We start from the raw sequence: 13,041 nt of genomic DNA, 5'->3' as shown, positions 1-13,041 counted from the left end.
TAACAATTAATACTGCAACTTGAAAAATAGTAGAAAAGCTAATCCGCATAAAATCTCCTGAACAGACGTTTTATAGCAACATTGCAGTTTTTTTTAACTGGAATATTACCGTAAAAGTTCAGGTTTTTATGAACCAGGAATTACCACAGCCTTGATAGCAGCTAACTCCTGTTCAGAAACAGTTTGAGTATTGCCCTCATACTGGTAGACAGCAATGTTGGCAGAGGTGAACCAACGAGGCACTGATAGTTGAATTTGGTAGTCTCCAAAAAAATCATCAAATATTCCGAGATTAAATCCGATAAATAATGGCTTTTTCTCGCCAATAAACATGTTGCCAAATTCGGAATTAGCATATCTGAGAAAGTTGCCACCATAAACCCATTGCTTGCCAGTGGGTATAGTTGTATTTATGGCAATTGCGATAATGCTACTGTCAATGATGATCGGTGGTTTGATTGGCGTAATTTTGGCGTAAACATTATTCCCGTTTACTTGCCCAATAACAGTTGCAGCTACGCTAGTGCTATAAGATAGTGACCAGTTGCTAGCAGTAACAAGGTCTAAATTTCGCGTCATCGGGGAATTTTTATCGAATTAACCACTGGATATGTTCATAGACTTCACCAACAAACAACACAGGGTCTATTCCATGTTGCGCTAATAAATCGAAGTACGTTTCACCATCCATTTTCCCTGTTAGCCATTCGTTAGCAGCACCATTGATCGTGATCATTCCGTTGACAGTACTTTCATCTGCATCACCGGGGACATGTACAGTCAGCAAATCACGTAAGTCATCAGGAACCCATATACCGTTCTCTTGGGCGATTTTGCTCATTTTAATCTCCTTGTGGTGTGAAGCTGTAGGTACAACGCTCTGTGGTACTTTCCAAGATTGGCAACAGCAAAGTTCCAATCAAAATCAGAGCCGTGGCCGCCCCATAAGTTTCGCCTGTAGGTCTTTGTCCAAAACTTGCGGTAACACTATTAATATGGTTCCTTTTGTAAAGACGTTTGGTGATTCGACTAGCGCTCAATCCAGTCGCAACAGTGACCACTTGCCTGACTTGAAACCTAGCAAATTGAAACTTTTTAACTGTGCCAATATTCACAGGCGTGGTCAGAGCATGGAACGCAGCAGCAGTGGTAATTCGATTACTCAAAGCACCGACAACAGCAGATGCAAGAGAACTATTACTAGCCTTTGACTGGTCAGCACTCATGATTTTGTGAGGTATATACACTGGCGATGCGGTAGATGCACCAAAGGGCATGATGTAGCCCATCTCACGAATGCTAGTACTTCTTTTGGGACTGTTTAAAGCTGCATAAGCCGCTTGTCTTTGCGCTGTGTCCTGTTCTAGCCATGCCAAATAATTAGCGTGATCTGCTGCTAGATTCAATCCCTTAGCTATATTTCGATAAGGCATACGAATTACCTAGCAACTTTAGATCAACCACCCTCTGGAACATAACGGTAAGAATTACCCGGTGCTGTGATTATTCCAGCTAATTCCGTTGAAGCAATGATTGCAGCAAGGGCTGTTGCCTCAGTTTCCCCAGCTAATATTTGTCCAAAGTGACCTGTTACACTAGATGTGGTGTTCTTCTGGTACTCACGCCCAGTGATCCGAGAAGCACTCTTGCTAGTAGCAACAGCAGTAGTCTGTTTGACACTGATTTTTGCAAACTTGAATTTTTTTGCACTAGTAAGCTCATATCCTCCACCTGTAAAACCAGGGACGGCAGGATAGATTCTGTTTAGCAAAGCTGTTGCCACCGCGGTTGCTAGAACCGCGTTGCTAGCACTGCCTTGATCAGCCTTTAATATTTCCCGTGGCAAGTAGACCTTAGATGCGATATTTGCAGCGAAGGGGATAATAAAACCTGGGACATGAATAACTTTATCTTTATGTGCCTTGGCGATCGCCTTGTAGGCAGTTTGCCTAGCCCCGGTATCTTGTTGTAACCACGCTAGGTATTTTGCATGGTCGGCAGCGAGTGAAACGCCTTTACTTATCTCACGATAAGCCATAGAAATTGCCTCTAAAAAATGGCTGAATTCGTCAATAATAGCCACTGAATTGCCACCAAATTAGCTAGTCAAACCTATAGGTTTCCGAGAAGTTTTTAACGTGAAGCCTGGACAAGCGATCATAGCCTGCCGCTATGTGACCAAGGCATGGCGTACTCCTGTGGCATCATACAGGATGATGTTCTTTGTGTAGCCAGGAATTCTCACGTATGCGTAACGGAACCTGACGTTTACTGTTGGTCTAAAGTTAGGAAGGTTTTTTTCTTGACCATATACCAAATGCTGCTGTGGAGTTTCAACAACATTTGATTTCATCGGATTACTGACGCTTAACTTGTTTTCATCAAAAGTCGTGCTAGTAAGTTGCAATAGCATTTCAATTAGTGTGGTTGCTGAGGCCTGATCGTTACCCCTAATTAGCAGGCGATAACCATTGGCAACATCTAGGTAATTGTAGATATTTTTGCCTTTTGTGAATACATAGCCAGCATTACTCACAAAAAACAAAGATTTGATCTCATTAGCAAGAGTTGTAGCAAGTGCTGGTGTATACGTTGCTTGGGTGTAGTTCACAAGTCTAAAGCTGCATTCCATATCAGCAGCTACACCACCGATAGGAACCGTAGCCTTGCCTTGCGTGAATTTAAGTACTACCTTCGGATGACCCGTGACGGGCTGGGTAATTGCATCAATGCTTCCCTGGTACAGAAACAGATCGGATTTACCATAACCGAGGAGATCCCAGAATAACCGATGCCGCATTGCGATCAGCAATTCATTATCGTCTGGTGTAATGGTGCAAGCTACCCGCAAGCTGCTACGTGCTGTTGCTATATTTGGCTTCCAATCACTGCCAAGATCGTTGAAAAATAAGGCAACCGCCGAGTTGTGCTGTGGATAATACACTTGCTTGAGGTGCTGGAAGGGGTCATAGTCATCCGGTAGTGCATCCTCTGGTGGCGTTGCAGCAGTCACCGTTGCAGTAGCAGGCGTTAATGTCGCACCTGTAGCGATGACAGAAGTTGGTGGGAATTGTCCGCCCGTATCATTTATTGTTTGCGGTACTTGAACTGAGGTTGGATCTGCCATTGTCTTTAATCGTTCGCGTTAAAAATGTCATCAATGGTCGCTTGGATGATATTAGTGCTATCGGCTTGTGCCTGTGCTTGAGCGGCGATAGTCTTAGTAGGATCTGGGACTGTCAGCCCTGGCACGTATTTTTTAATACTGCCATCTGGGTTGCGTAATGGTTGTCCGTGTTCATCTACCGGATCTGTTTGGTCAAGTGTTTTCGCAAATGCGTTCGCGCTGTCATTTATCGCTACGCCTGCTGCCGCTAGTCCCACTGGTATCGCTACCATCATCTGAATAGTATTTGCGTCAGCGCTTGCGGTATTAATGAAGTCAAAAAATTTGCCTTTCATGCTCGGCTGAGGATTCATGAAAGCGTAGGCGTGTTGACCGACAACGCCCCATATCTTGAGAGCATTACCGATTTTACCGATATTACCGCCGATCATCTCTAGCCCCGATGTCAGGATACCAACGGCGTTCCCCACCTGGTTAAATACGTTACTTCCCGCCTGGTAGATGCGATTCGCTATAGCCCAATCATTGCTAATGGTGGTGTAATTATCTGCTCCTATTGCATCTTTCACAAGGTCTTCTATCGTGTGCCCGATCACGTCGGTAATATTGATCGGCGTGCCATTGATGCCTTTCGGTAGTATCAGTCCCACGCACTGATTAATAATCGTCCCCAATGTTTGTCCCAGGTTGTTACTCAACATCAAAGCGTTGTGCAAGGTCGCAGCGAGAGTGAGCAACTGCATCGCTTTTTCGACATACGTATTAGTTGCGATCGTAGTAATTAGCGATGTCAAGGCTGCGTTTCCACCCGCGACAATCGCTTGTAATCTACCAAATAATCCCGTTGTCGTAGCATTAACATTTGCCCGTGTTTCGGCATGTTGCTGAACAATTAACTCCCTTAAACCTGCCAAGTCTGCTGGATTCACGTCTTCACCATCCTTACCAGGTACTCCCGGTATACCTTGTCTGCCCGGTGTGCCCGGATCTCCCTTGTCGCCTTTCTCTCCTGGTGTTCCCGGCAAAGTTACTACAGTCGTTATGCCGTCTTTACCTGGGATGCCTTGTAGCCCCCTATCTCCCTTATCCCCTTTATCGCCTTTAGCGCCTGGTAAGCCAGGTAGTCCACGCAGGGATTTGACTGTTTGGTAAAGGGCGATCGCAGTAAGTGCCGCTGCGGCTGCTTGACCAGCTTTGGCAAGTGCTTCACCACCAATTCTCAGTGCCTGTTGTCCTATGCCCTCAGCTTCAGTAGCTTTCTGGTATGCCGTAGTGGCATTACTGTTTGCGATCGCAGCGTTTCGCACTGCGCCATTAGCGGTAGTCTGAGCTTGAGAAGCCGTAGACTGTGCATTTACCGCAATTACCTTTACCCCGGTGATTTGTTCTATCGCGCTACCTGCCTTGAGGTTAGCCGCCTCACCTATACCGCGCGCGTCTACTGCAATATCCCTTACTTCCGTGATGCTTGCTTCGTTGCGAGATATGCGATTTTGTAAGCCCAAGAGTTTGCCAAGGATACCCGATACGCTTTGACCAACTGCTATGACTTCACTCTCTACGGCGTCAATGCGTTCACCAAGCGTGGTAAGTGTTTTGAGTTGCTCGAATAATGTTGCAAAAGTGCCAATGATGTTAAAGAGTTCTGTTACTCTAATTGTTAACTTTCCTATAGCCTCTAGCGCTTCCGTGCTGATACCTACGGCATTCGCGGCTGCTTTTACTGCATCACCTGCCAGTGTTTCCACTTTTGCGATCTGATCTGTTAAAGCACCGATACGAGTTTTTAGGAAATCAATACCACCTCTGAGACCTGTAATGTCATTGTTAGCTTTGAGAACATCATCTACCGCTGTCACGGCTTTAGAAAATGCTTGCCCTGACTCTGTTTTGGATTGATTTGCTACATACTGTGCGAGATCCGATTCCTTTGAGGCTGTTCTTGCTATATCTTCTACTTGATTTAATTTAGTGAAAGCGGCGTCAGCTTGTTGTTGCAGCAAAGCAGTTTTTTTTGCTGTTTGTTCTGCCTCACTGTAGGCATTATTTGCTACCTTTGTGGAGTTACCTGCGACGTTTTGCGCGTTGTCTGCAACGTCAGCGGATCTATTTGCGGTACTAAGAGCTTTTTCCGCTGCTATCTTTATCGCTGCCTGATCCTGCGCTGTTTTGAATGCAATCGCTAGTCCGTTATTACCTACTTTCTCGGCGTGAAAAGCCTTATTTAATGCATCTATAGACCTTTGGTCTGCCTTGCCAGCGGTTGTAGATACTGCATCGAGTTTGTAAGTTACTTCCGTGATTTTGGGATTAATAACACTATCGACTATCTGCCTTACTTGCGCTTCAGTGAGCAAATTTAGTGCTGATATTTGGGATCTCAGGGCGCTTATTTGTGCTGATAAATCAGAGCAATTATCACTCATGATTCTTCGCCTTCACTAATTGCGTGATAGCGTTTATTTGTGCCGATGTGCTACCGCAGTCGTTGCAACAGTAGCCAGGGTAACTGTCACTATGGCATTTACATTTACCAGCCGGACAATCACTCTCGCAAGCTATTTCATAAGTTGGTGCATTACCCGCAACAGTTTTAGTAAAAATATTTCCTGTGGCGTCTACTACGTCTATCCTGTACCCGTTGTTTGTGCCACTTTCTAATAGACTGACGCTTCCTTTTACCCATACAGTACCGTTACCAGCGGTACCAGGAATTAGTCCATAATAAGCACCATTAGGGCAAGAGTTATTGTCAGTTTCATACAAGACAACACTCGTGCCAGCGGTAACACTTCCATATACCTCTGTGTGATTCGGAAGTAATACACAACCTGCCGCATAAGCCGAACCTGTTACTAAAAGAGTTTCACTACCACTTACTACTACGGGGGTAATAGTCGCTGTAACGCCTGGATGTTGTGAAACCACGTTTAAACGGGAACCATCAGCAAAAGTTATCTCCACTGTTGCACTTTTTCTGCCCTCGCAAGCCATATTAATGCTCCTAAGAAAAGAAAGATAAATTGTTTCTATTTTGTTACGACGCGGTACTCCAAGTAATCCCATACATTGAAGAATAGTAAGCACCGATGGAATTGATATTGGCAAGCGTTGGAGATAAAAGTATTGCAGTTTCAGCGATATATCCATTGGTGAAATTTTGGGCGCTTCCATCCCATTTCGCACCAATAACATCACGATTTTCGTACCCTCCGCTTACTCCTCTGATTGCTCCACTATTGCTGCCACCGCTAATATTAACCCCGCCATTTACCCAAGATTTCCACACATTGCTCAGTCGTGCAAAAGCTTTGATGTACCAGGTATTGAGCGACATTGTGAGATTTGTTTGTACGAGTGAACCACCTGCGACACTGTAATCGTTAGCTTGCCCCAATTGCAGTCCCCAATTGCCAGAGCTAGCGTTACCATCACCGAAACTAATAACACCACTAGCGGCGTAGTTTACTACCTGAAATATTACAAAATCGCCAGGGTCGGCTATCAAGTTTGCATTACCCAAATCTAGGTAATTCGTAGATCCATTGAATAGCAATGCTGGATAACCATTGATGATATTGGTTTTATAGGTTGGTTGGGCTGTACCTGATGCCGTTGCAGTAATGTTATTGCCACTACTATCACTAATCGATGGTACAGCAACGCCATTTACATATCCCGATTGTTGTGCTGCGCTAAAGCGATATTTTGGAGTAAGTGGGAATGTTGGCACTGTGGGTATGCTGCTATAGCTACCGATTACACTCCAGCCACTAGCACTGAAGTAAATTAATGTCACTTCAGTATTTGGAATGTTGATGTAAAAACTACTGTATGGAAAACCACTGGGTGCAGTGACGCTAACAATATTGCTATTACTGCTGTTGTTCTTGCCCAATCCAACCGTTACCGACGTCCCGTTACTAACAGATGTTGGTAGGGTAATAGTAAAACTTCCTACTGAGCAATCAGCAATGATTTGATCGCCGGCGTTGGCAGTGTAATTGCTAGTTTTGTATATCCAAATAGGGCTACTCGCGGATGCACCTGCCGTCCCAGATGCTCCGGTAGCACCAGTACTACCCTGTGGAATCCCAAAGTTGAGTATGGCTGCTGTAGGTGTCCCTACATTAGTTACTGTTGCTGATGTACCTGGGGCTAAAGTAGTAATACTTCCGATAGCTACTGTCGCGGATGCACCTGCTGCACCAGTAGCACCGGGCGGAAGCAAAGAAGATAATGACTGTAAGGTAAGTGACTTGTATGCTCCATCGCTTATAGTTTCTGCTAATAGTAAGTCATTACCCGAAATTGTCGTTATCGCCGGATAATCGCTAATTTTCATACGGTTCAATCTGTGAATAAAGGAAGCAAGTATTTAGTAGATTACGTGGGAAATAATACCCGCCAAATTGTACCCATGTGGTGCTGTAATAAAGGTGATTGTCGTAAGTTAAAATTACTCCATTTTGGTCAGTAATATTATTTCCACTTGGATCTGTTAGATTCCCTTCAAATTGTTGATGAACCGTGTTGACGATGCCAGCGAGAATGCTATCAGCAGTATTATTCGCTAGTGGTGTCAAGCCTAATAAATCTGCCTTGGTGATAGTAATAGTGGTGGATGTCTCCACCACGTTTACGCCAAAAACTTGCCCGAAACTCAGTTGTGACATCTAGTAGTTGTCTGGGTCAAAAGTCCCGTTGAATGGTGAATAAAAGTTAATGGTTTTTGGTAGCACCAAAAGTTGAGTCGTGCCGACGGTCGTAATAGTTTGATAGCCATCGGCAATACCAACCGTCCTCGTAGTGTCACCGCCAGTTACAGCGCTATCAGGGATATTGGTTTCGGCGAAAGCGACAATAGCCGCAAGAATGCTATCAGCAGTATTGTTAGCCGATGGGGTGAAACTCACACTAGAGAAATCAGCTTTGTGAATTGTGACAGTTGTCGCGTCTTGTGTGGCGTTAGTGCCGAATACTTGTTGAAGGGTTGCTGCTGCCATGCAAAAAAACCGGATTAATAGAAGTGAATAAATCCGTTGTATGCCCTAATAAAAATTGTGTAAATGTTCTACTTTTATGTAAAAGCAGTACTTTTCACAATCTCACAAGCCTTACCTAGAGACGATTACAGCAACTTTACTTATGTACACAACAAAAATGTACCTGTTTTACCTTATAGCTGGGTAAAAGAGGAACTTATGCAAAATCCGATTCAGTTAGCATGAGTAGCTGTACTGAATCTATTCAAGAGATAAATTATACAAATATTTACAAAAACCAGAGGACAAAACCACTTTGAGAGAATAGGCTGAAACCGGTACACCTATTCACAGCGCTGATATATGCAGCGACCGCGATCGCTTTTTCCAAGAGTCGATCGCATTTTTAAATTTAAATCGGAGAAAAAAGATGCCTACCGAAATTAAAGAAACTACAGTTACCGACCTGATCCAACAATTGCAAAGCCTTCCACAAGATGCACCAGTCACCCTCAGAGATGGCTATGGTGAGACATTTGTGATCGTTGGCTTTGAAGGTGGGTCTGACGGAGTGAAGATCATCATCTCCGAGGACGGTGACGACGATGAGGATAGCGACGAAGAACCAGCTTAAAATTGGCTAGCTATCCCCTTTCAAGTTTTTTTTGCGATCGCTCTCTAGGTAGAAGTGCGATCGCATTTTACTCTTAGTCATGGCTGACTTAGCTGATTAGCTCTCACGTTCAGGAATCGCCCTGGAGCTAATTCTATTTGCCATTTTCTATCCCAGCGTCCAACGATTTTTACCAGTTCCCCGCCGTACATAGCATCTTTGTTTACTTGAGGTTGCCACGGCTCCTGTTTTTCAAGCCATTCTTTAGCTATTTTCTTGGCACCTTCCTCAAAATCACCCGCTTGAGTAAGTCCTACTTTAATAGTGGCTTGTCCTCCAGTAGGCCAAACCCACGTCATAGAACATTCGTAACCAGTAGGGGACTTGGCTACATTCAAAATGGTTGATTCTGGTTTGGCAGTACAGATTATGTCTCCAAGGTGGGTAGCGATGTGAAGGCTAAGAGGTGTTGGGTTTATTAGCCAGAAATCGAAATCTTTTTTGGAACTAATGGTATTGGGTGTTGGGATTGGTTCATCAGTCATCAAAACCTGATCTTCGATCTCAGTTTTTTCCTCTATAAAAGTTGGGGTTACTTCAACGTTACCCGTCACCTCCTTATCTAGTAAGGCTTCTGACCCGTCACCTGACCCGTCACCTGACCCGTCACCTGACCCGTCACCTGACCCGTCACCACCCGTCACCCGTTCTATGAGTAAGTAATCGTATGTCGGTATTTCGTTATCTAAGCTACTCCTTAACCGTATTCCCTTAATAAACTTGCCAGTTTTGGTATGGTGTTTCAGTACTGGCCATTTCAGAATAGTGTGACAAAGCTCTATTAAATCGGGGGTAAAAACCTTGCTACTCTTCGGCAAGTCCCCGGAAGCTTGGCAATGGCGAACATAAGAGCCAAATAAGGTGTAAACCTGTTCACCGTTTGCACCCTCGTTTCTGTCGTTCCCGATTGGCGTAACAGCGTTGACATCATAAATAACTTTGTCGTTGATCCAAGATGCGACTGAATCGCCCTTCATTTGGTTGTTCCAGAATTCTAAGGTACATTCTGGAATTTCTTTTTTACCTCTGAGGACTGCGGTAACGTGATCGTCACTAAGAGAAAGCAAGTAGTTAGTGAATGCAGCTAATTCTGGCTCAAAAACATTAGATAGCTGTTGGCGCTTCGCTTCCGGGACTGTGTTGTTACAGGGAACAGTGATGGTTCTGCGTTTAGCGCGGCTACTACTGCCGCCGCTGAAAACAGGGAAGTTTGAAACTACTAAGGTCATTCCCTGGTAATCAAAGTTGAAAGATTTCTTCCGCTTCTCCTCAGCCCTCACTTGGTCTTCACCAGTCAAGCTGAGGAATCTGCCTATGGTTCCCCTGTAAGGATCTTCGTCGGGGAATATCACCAGCCGCTTACCAAAGGCGTTCGCTCCCTCGAATTGGTTTGTACACCAGATGGGAAGATTGGTTACTAAAACGTTTTGCTTGCCAATCAATTCAGTAAGCAACCTGGTGAATGTCCCCTTACCTGTTCCACCCAATCCAATTAGGTGAAGAAATTTCTGTAAGTCGTACCGTCCCTTGATGACGGCGTTGCAGTAACAAATTAGTAGTTCTTTGATATCAGCGTTACCTGCTGCAAGGTGTTCTAGAAATGTGTTGATATTTTCCCAACTTCCAGCAAGAGCAGAATAATTTCTTGGGAGACACCAGGTAAGGCGATATTGAGGTGAGTGTGGCAACAGTTCCCCTGTGCTAATTTCTGCTACCCCATTGAGAAAGGGCAAGAATTTCAGGGATGAAACTTGATTCCACTGGCGTTCAATGAGTTCGTGGCGGAGTATCTTTACTACACCAGTGACATAATCTGGCCCAAAATTGTAAGCACCTTCATTGCCGATAATCTTGTAAACAATTGATTCCACATATTCCGGTGATTCATTAGACCAAACTCCATCGAAGTCAGCCGCATACCTTCGCCATTGCTTGGTTTCATTATCAAATGACAGTAGTTGGCGGTAATCTTCGGCTATTTTTTTCGCCATCTGGTCAGGGGGCGGGTTTTTGTGTTTCTCTTCCTTGGAGTCAGAGGTGCTGTTACTAGAGTGAAATTGCTTCTCTAGTCGAGCTATAGCACGATTGTAAGCTGAGTCAAAAGCCCCAAATCCCTTGTTTACCATCAGGTCGTCTACTCCTTTGCCATCAGATGATGACCAGACAATATCTTCTCTGTAGGTCTTAAATCCATCCCTGTCTAGGACATTTCCTAAATCTCGTTTGGCAGCGTTAACCCGATGTCTGGTTTTTTCTTTGCTGTCACGGTCTAGGGCAAACAGCCAAATAGCATCTTCCTGGTTGAATCGTTTCAAGTCAGGGATTAACTTTTCTCTGCCGCCGGAGCTACAGCCATAGAGAGGTAGGGGGACGTAACCCTGAGAGAGCATGGCTAATCCCTTTTTGCCCCCTTCGCCGATAATTCGGGGAATTGGGGCGGTTTCAAACCATTCCCAAAAGCTCCCATCCATTGGCACTTCTGTCCCATACCGGGAAGCAATGCGTTTTCTAGTGGATGGCGGAACTGGGGGGAGATGAACGCGATCGCCGTTGCCATCGGGAGCTAAATAACGGTAAGGTCGCTGTTTGTCTTCGTCCCAAAGGGAGACGATGGCTTGCCAGACTGTGCCATCTTCGTTCATGAAGAAAGCGGCGTACATTGGTTCTCTGACTTGTTGGGTAAATCGCCTGAACGTCCAATTTAATGCCTCATGTATGGGGGTAGTAACTTCACCGCCATAGTCGAATTCCTGGTCTTCATGAAATTCGATGCAGTGTTTAAATAGCTTTGAATCAATACCACTGCCATCTATAAAGTTGGTTTCGACAAACTCTTTAAACTCGTTAAAGGATTGGAATCTATTTCTGGTATTAGCCTGCTGATATTCAGCATTTAGCGCCGGAGATGCTTGCTGTGAGAGAGTTGTGTTAATCATTTCTCCCTCCAAATATGCTATAATTTACTAAATTTGATATTTGTTTTTGCTGAGGAATGCTGTTACATTCACTCAGTATTTTTTGGGCTTTTTTCATATCTTTCTCCTAGTAAATGATATTGGTGTACTTAAAAAGGGATGCCATCAATGATGCTTTGGTCTACTTCGATTCCTTGTATTTTCATGTAATTGATAAAGTCATGAATGGCAGCATGAGGGGCATCTGTAGCTATGCTTTTGGGGAAAACAAATGACAATCGGATTATGGGTAATTCGTGTGCCCATTTTGGCAAGCAAATCACTAGGTTGAGGCGTGCTGTTTCAATCTCCAATCTGAAGCGATTGAAGTGGGGTGAGTGCATCGCTCCCCACTGCCAAAATCTCAAAATTATCGCTGTTGGATTTGCTTTTTTCATTGGTGACGGGTTGGTGACGGGTTGGTGACGGGTTGGTGACGGGTTGGTGACGGGTGAGGTGACGGGTGAGGTGACGGGTCAGAATCCTTGCTGTGTAAGGTGGTGACGGGTAAAGCCATTATTAGCCAATTTTTTACGCTACTGCGATGCCTACGGCGGCAAGCTACGCACTTTCAAGTTCGGTTTTAAAAAGGGTCGATCGCAATTTCAAAGCAGGCATTAATCCACTGGTTAATGTCCCTAACGCTAGAAATTGAATTAGCTGATTGCCGTAGGGCTGCTAGCTCATCAGGGAATCCACCTGCTGCGTCCCAGCAAGGGGCTTTTACCAGAGTCCGCTCCGAAAGAAGAGAAGCCACAGTCACTTTTAGATGATCTAGATGATCTGCGATCGCAACTCAACCCCGAATAGTCACAGATGCGTCGCCTGCTAATAGGTAGTAGGCGACATATCCATGCATAAAGCCGTTCTACCAGTTGGTAGGACGGCTTAAACTTTCGCTTCTGCTGTAGTTTTTAATTCCTCTTTTAATGCTTTAAGTTCTTCTATCTTTGACTTTAGACGACCTATCTCGTCTTCAATTCGTTGATTTTCTTGCTCCTTAATCGCCACCTGATCAGAATATTCACCAATCAAGTGGTCAATTGTTCCCCCAGGAGTTCCTGCTCCGCTAAAGAGGACATTTGATCTCTGGCCATCTGTTCCACTAACTCGCTCTTGCTGACACCCAATGCCTTTGCCTTGGCCTCTAATTTTTCTACCCCTTCTGGAGAGAGAGTTAATGTCAAATCTTTTTTCCTCTGCCCATGCAGTGGTTTTCGCATCTTTTCTACCCGTGTACAACATTTTAATTCTACCCCTGTACTATCTTTACATTTAACCCTGGCAGTATTAGAGTATTTA

The 13,041-nt window shown here is 44.5% G+C and carries 17 protein-coding genes; 2 read left to right on the top strand and 15 right to left on the bottom strand.

What is annotated here, in order from left to right; translation table 11 throughout:
• Window positions 1–126 precede the first annotated feature (126 nt).
• The 10 genes from V7K67_RS16190 to V7K67_RS16145 all read right to left on the bottom strand — a co-directional run bounded on the left by V7K67_RS16190 (window position 127) and on the right by V7K67_RS16145 (window position 8,133).
• A complete protein-coding gene (locus tag V7K67_RS16190; protein WP_335167423.1) occupies window positions 127–579 on the bottom strand; it encodes a hypothetical protein in 453 nt (150 codons plus the stop codon).
• A gap of 10 nt (window positions 580–589) precedes the next feature.
• Entirely contained in the window at window positions 590–841 is a 252-nt protein-coding gene (locus tag V7K67_RS16185; protein WP_335167421.1) for a hypothetical protein, read from the bottom strand.
• A gap of 1 nt (window position 842) precedes the next feature.
• Complete coding sequence (locus V7K67_RS16180) at window positions 843–1,433, bottom strand: hypothetical protein (RefSeq protein ID WP_335167419.1); 591 nt, start codon at window positions 1,431–1,433, stop codon at window positions 843–845.
• Window positions 1,434–1,456: 23 nt separating this feature from the next.
• Window positions 1,457–2,083 carry a hypothetical protein gene (locus V7K67_RS16175; protein WP_335167417.1) on the bottom strand — a complete coding sequence of 209 codons (627 nt, stop codon included), beginning with the start codon at window positions 2,081–2,083 and terminating at the stop codon, window positions 1,457–1,459.
• A gap of 87 nt (window positions 2,084–2,170) precedes the next feature.
• Window positions 2,171–3,127: a hypothetical protein gene (locus V7K67_RS16170; RefSeq protein ID WP_335167415.1), complete on the bottom strand. Its 957-nt coding sequence runs from the start codon at window positions 3,125–3,127 to the stop codon at window positions 2,171–2,173.
• 5 nt (window positions 3,128–3,132) lie between these two features.
• A complete protein-coding gene (locus V7K67_RS16165) occupies window positions 3,133–5,553 on the bottom strand; it encodes a collagen-like triple helix repeat-containing protein (protein ID WP_335167413.1) in 2,421 nt (806 codons plus the stop codon).
• Window positions 5,546–6,121: a hypothetical protein gene (locus V7K67_RS16160; RefSeq protein ID WP_335167411.1), complete on the bottom strand. Its 576-nt coding sequence runs from the start codon at window positions 6,119–6,121 to the stop codon at window positions 5,546–5,548. Before V7K67_RS16160 ends, V7K67_RS16165 begins: the two co-directional genes overlap by 8 nt.
• A 43-nt stretch (window positions 6,122–6,164) precedes the next feature.
• Window positions 6,165–7,472 carry a hypothetical protein gene (locus V7K67_RS16155; protein WP_335167410.1) on the bottom strand — a complete coding sequence of 436 codons (1,308 nt, stop codon included), beginning with the start codon at window positions 7,470–7,472 and terminating at the stop codon, window positions 6,165–6,167.
• Window positions 7,462–7,803, bottom strand: coding sequence for a hypothetical protein (locus tag V7K67_RS16150; protein ID WP_335167408.1), 342 nt, complete (start codon window positions 7,801–7,803; stop codon window positions 7,462–7,464). Before V7K67_RS16150 ends, V7K67_RS16155 begins: the two co-directional genes overlap by 11 nt.
• On the bottom strand, window positions 7,804–8,133 hold the full coding sequence (locus V7K67_RS16145) for a hypothetical protein (RefSeq protein ID WP_335167406.1): 330 nt from the start codon (window positions 8,131–8,133) through the stop codon (window positions 7,804–7,806). It lies immediately after the preceding gene.
• A 63-nt stretch (window positions 8,134–8,196) separates the two neighbouring features.
• Here V7K67_RS16145 and V7K67_RS16140 point away from each other — a divergent pair, with 63 nt between their 5' ends.
• Entirely contained in the window at window positions 8,197–8,358 is a 162-nt protein-coding gene (locus V7K67_RS16140) for a hypothetical protein (RefSeq protein ID WP_335167404.1), read from the top strand.
• Window positions 8,359–8,542: 184 nt separating this feature from the next.
• Window positions 8,543–8,746, top strand: a complete 204-nt coding sequence (locus V7K67_RS16135; RefSeq protein ID WP_335167402.1) for a hypothetical protein — start codon at window positions 8,543–8,545, stop codon at window positions 8,744–8,746.
• A gap of 77 nt (window positions 8,747–8,823) precedes the next feature.
• On the opposite strand, the gene V7K67_RS16130 is transcribed toward V7K67_RS16135, so the two are convergent.
• The 5 genes from V7K67_RS16130 to V7K67_RS34415 form a co-directional block, all read right to left on the bottom strand.
• On the bottom strand, window positions 8,824–11,721 hold the full coding sequence (locus V7K67_RS16130; protein WP_335167400.1) for a DUF3854 domain-containing protein: 2,898 nt from the start codon (window positions 11,719–11,721) through the stop codon (window positions 8,824–8,826).
• Window positions 11,722–11,849: 128 nt separating this feature from the next.
• Window positions 11,850–12,137, bottom strand: a complete 288-nt coding sequence (locus tag V7K67_RS16125; protein WP_335167398.1) for a hypothetical protein — start codon at window positions 12,135–12,137, stop codon at window positions 11,850–11,852.
• Between the two features lie 185 nt (window positions 12,138–12,322).
• Window positions 12,323–12,496, bottom strand: a complete 174-nt coding sequence (locus V7K67_RS16120) for a hypothetical protein (protein ID WP_335167396.1) — start codon at window positions 12,494–12,496, stop codon at window positions 12,323–12,325.
• A 131-nt stretch (window positions 12,497–12,627) separates the two neighbouring features.
• On the bottom strand, window positions 12,628–12,774 hold the full coding sequence (locus tag V7K67_RS34420; protein WP_442943845.1) for a hypothetical protein: 147 nt from the start codon (window positions 12,772–12,774) through the stop codon (window positions 12,628–12,630).
• The gene (locus V7K67_RS34415; RefSeq protein WP_100901749.1) at window positions 12,771–12,962 is read right to left on the bottom strand and encodes a CopG family transcriptional regulator; all 192 of its coding nucleotides are present in this window, start codon (window positions 12,960–12,962) and stop codon (window positions 12,771–12,773) included. Before V7K67_RS34415 ends, V7K67_RS34420 begins: the two co-directional genes overlap by 4 nt.
• Between the last annotated feature and the right edge of the window lie 79 nt (window positions 12,963–13,041).

This window comes from Nostoc sp., assembly GCF_036917155.1.
Classification (GTDB): domain Bacteria; phylum Cyanobacteriota; class Cyanobacteriia; order Cyanobacteriales; family Nostocaceae; genus Nostoc.
The sequence above is the reverse complement of the archived record's forward strand: the minus strand, read 5'-3'. Positions and strand labels throughout refer to the sequence as shown.

Bases quoted from the DNA above. Each gene is read 5' to 3' on its own strand.
- V7K67_RS34415 (WP_100901749.1), bottom strand. From the start codon at position 12,962: ATGCGAAAACCACTGCATGGGCAGAGGAAAAAAGATTTGACATTAACT.
- V7K67_RS16185 (WP_335167421.1), bottom strand. From the start codon at position 841: ATGAGCAAAATCGCCCAAGAGAACGGTATATGGGTTCCTGATGACTTA.
- V7K67_RS16170 (WP_335167415.1), bottom strand. From the start codon at position 3,127: ATGGCAGATCCAACCTCAGTTCAAGTACCGCAAACAATAAATGATACG.
- V7K67_RS16155 (WP_335167410.1), bottom strand. From the start codon at position 7,472: ATGAAAATTAGCGATTATCCGGCGATAACGACAATTTCGGGTAATGAC.
- V7K67_RS16190 (WP_335167423.1), bottom strand. From the start codon at position 579: ATGACGCGAAATTTAGACCTTGTTACTGCTAGCAACTGGTCACTATCT.
- V7K67_RS16165 (WP_335167413.1), bottom strand. From the start codon at position 5,553: ATGAGTGATAATTGCTCTGATTTATCAGCACAAATAAGCGCCCTGAGA.
- V7K67_RS16160 (WP_335167411.1), bottom strand. From the start codon at position 6,121: ATGGCTTGCGAGGGCAGAAAAAGTGCAACAGTGGAGATAACTTTTGCT.
- V7K67_RS16125 (WP_335167398.1), bottom strand. From the start codon at position 12,137: ATGAAAAAAGCAAATCCAACAGCGATAATTTTGAGATTTTGGCAGTGG.
- V7K67_RS16145 (WP_335167406.1), bottom strand. From the start codon at position 8,133: ATGGCAGCAGCAACCCTTCAACAAGTATTCGGCACTAACGCCACACAA.
- V7K67_RS16140 (WP_335167404.1), top strand. From the start codon at position 8,197: ATGTTCTACTTTTATGTAAAAGCAGTACTTTTCACAATCTCACAAGCC.
- V7K67_RS16135 (WP_335167402.1), top strand. From the start codon at position 8,543: ATGCCTACCGAAATTAAAGAAACTACAGTTACCGACCTGATCCAACAA.
- V7K67_RS16150 (WP_335167408.1), bottom strand. From the start codon at position 7,803: ATGTCACAACTGAGTTTCGGGCAAGTTTTTGGCGTAAACGTGGTGGAG.
- V7K67_RS16180 (WP_335167419.1), bottom strand. From the start codon at position 1,433: ATGCCTTATCGAAATATAGCTAAGGGATTGAATCTAGCAGCAGATCAC.
- V7K67_RS16130 (WP_335167400.1), bottom strand. From the start codon at position 11,721: ATGATTAACACAACTCTCTCACAGCAAGCATCTCCGGCGCTAAATGCT.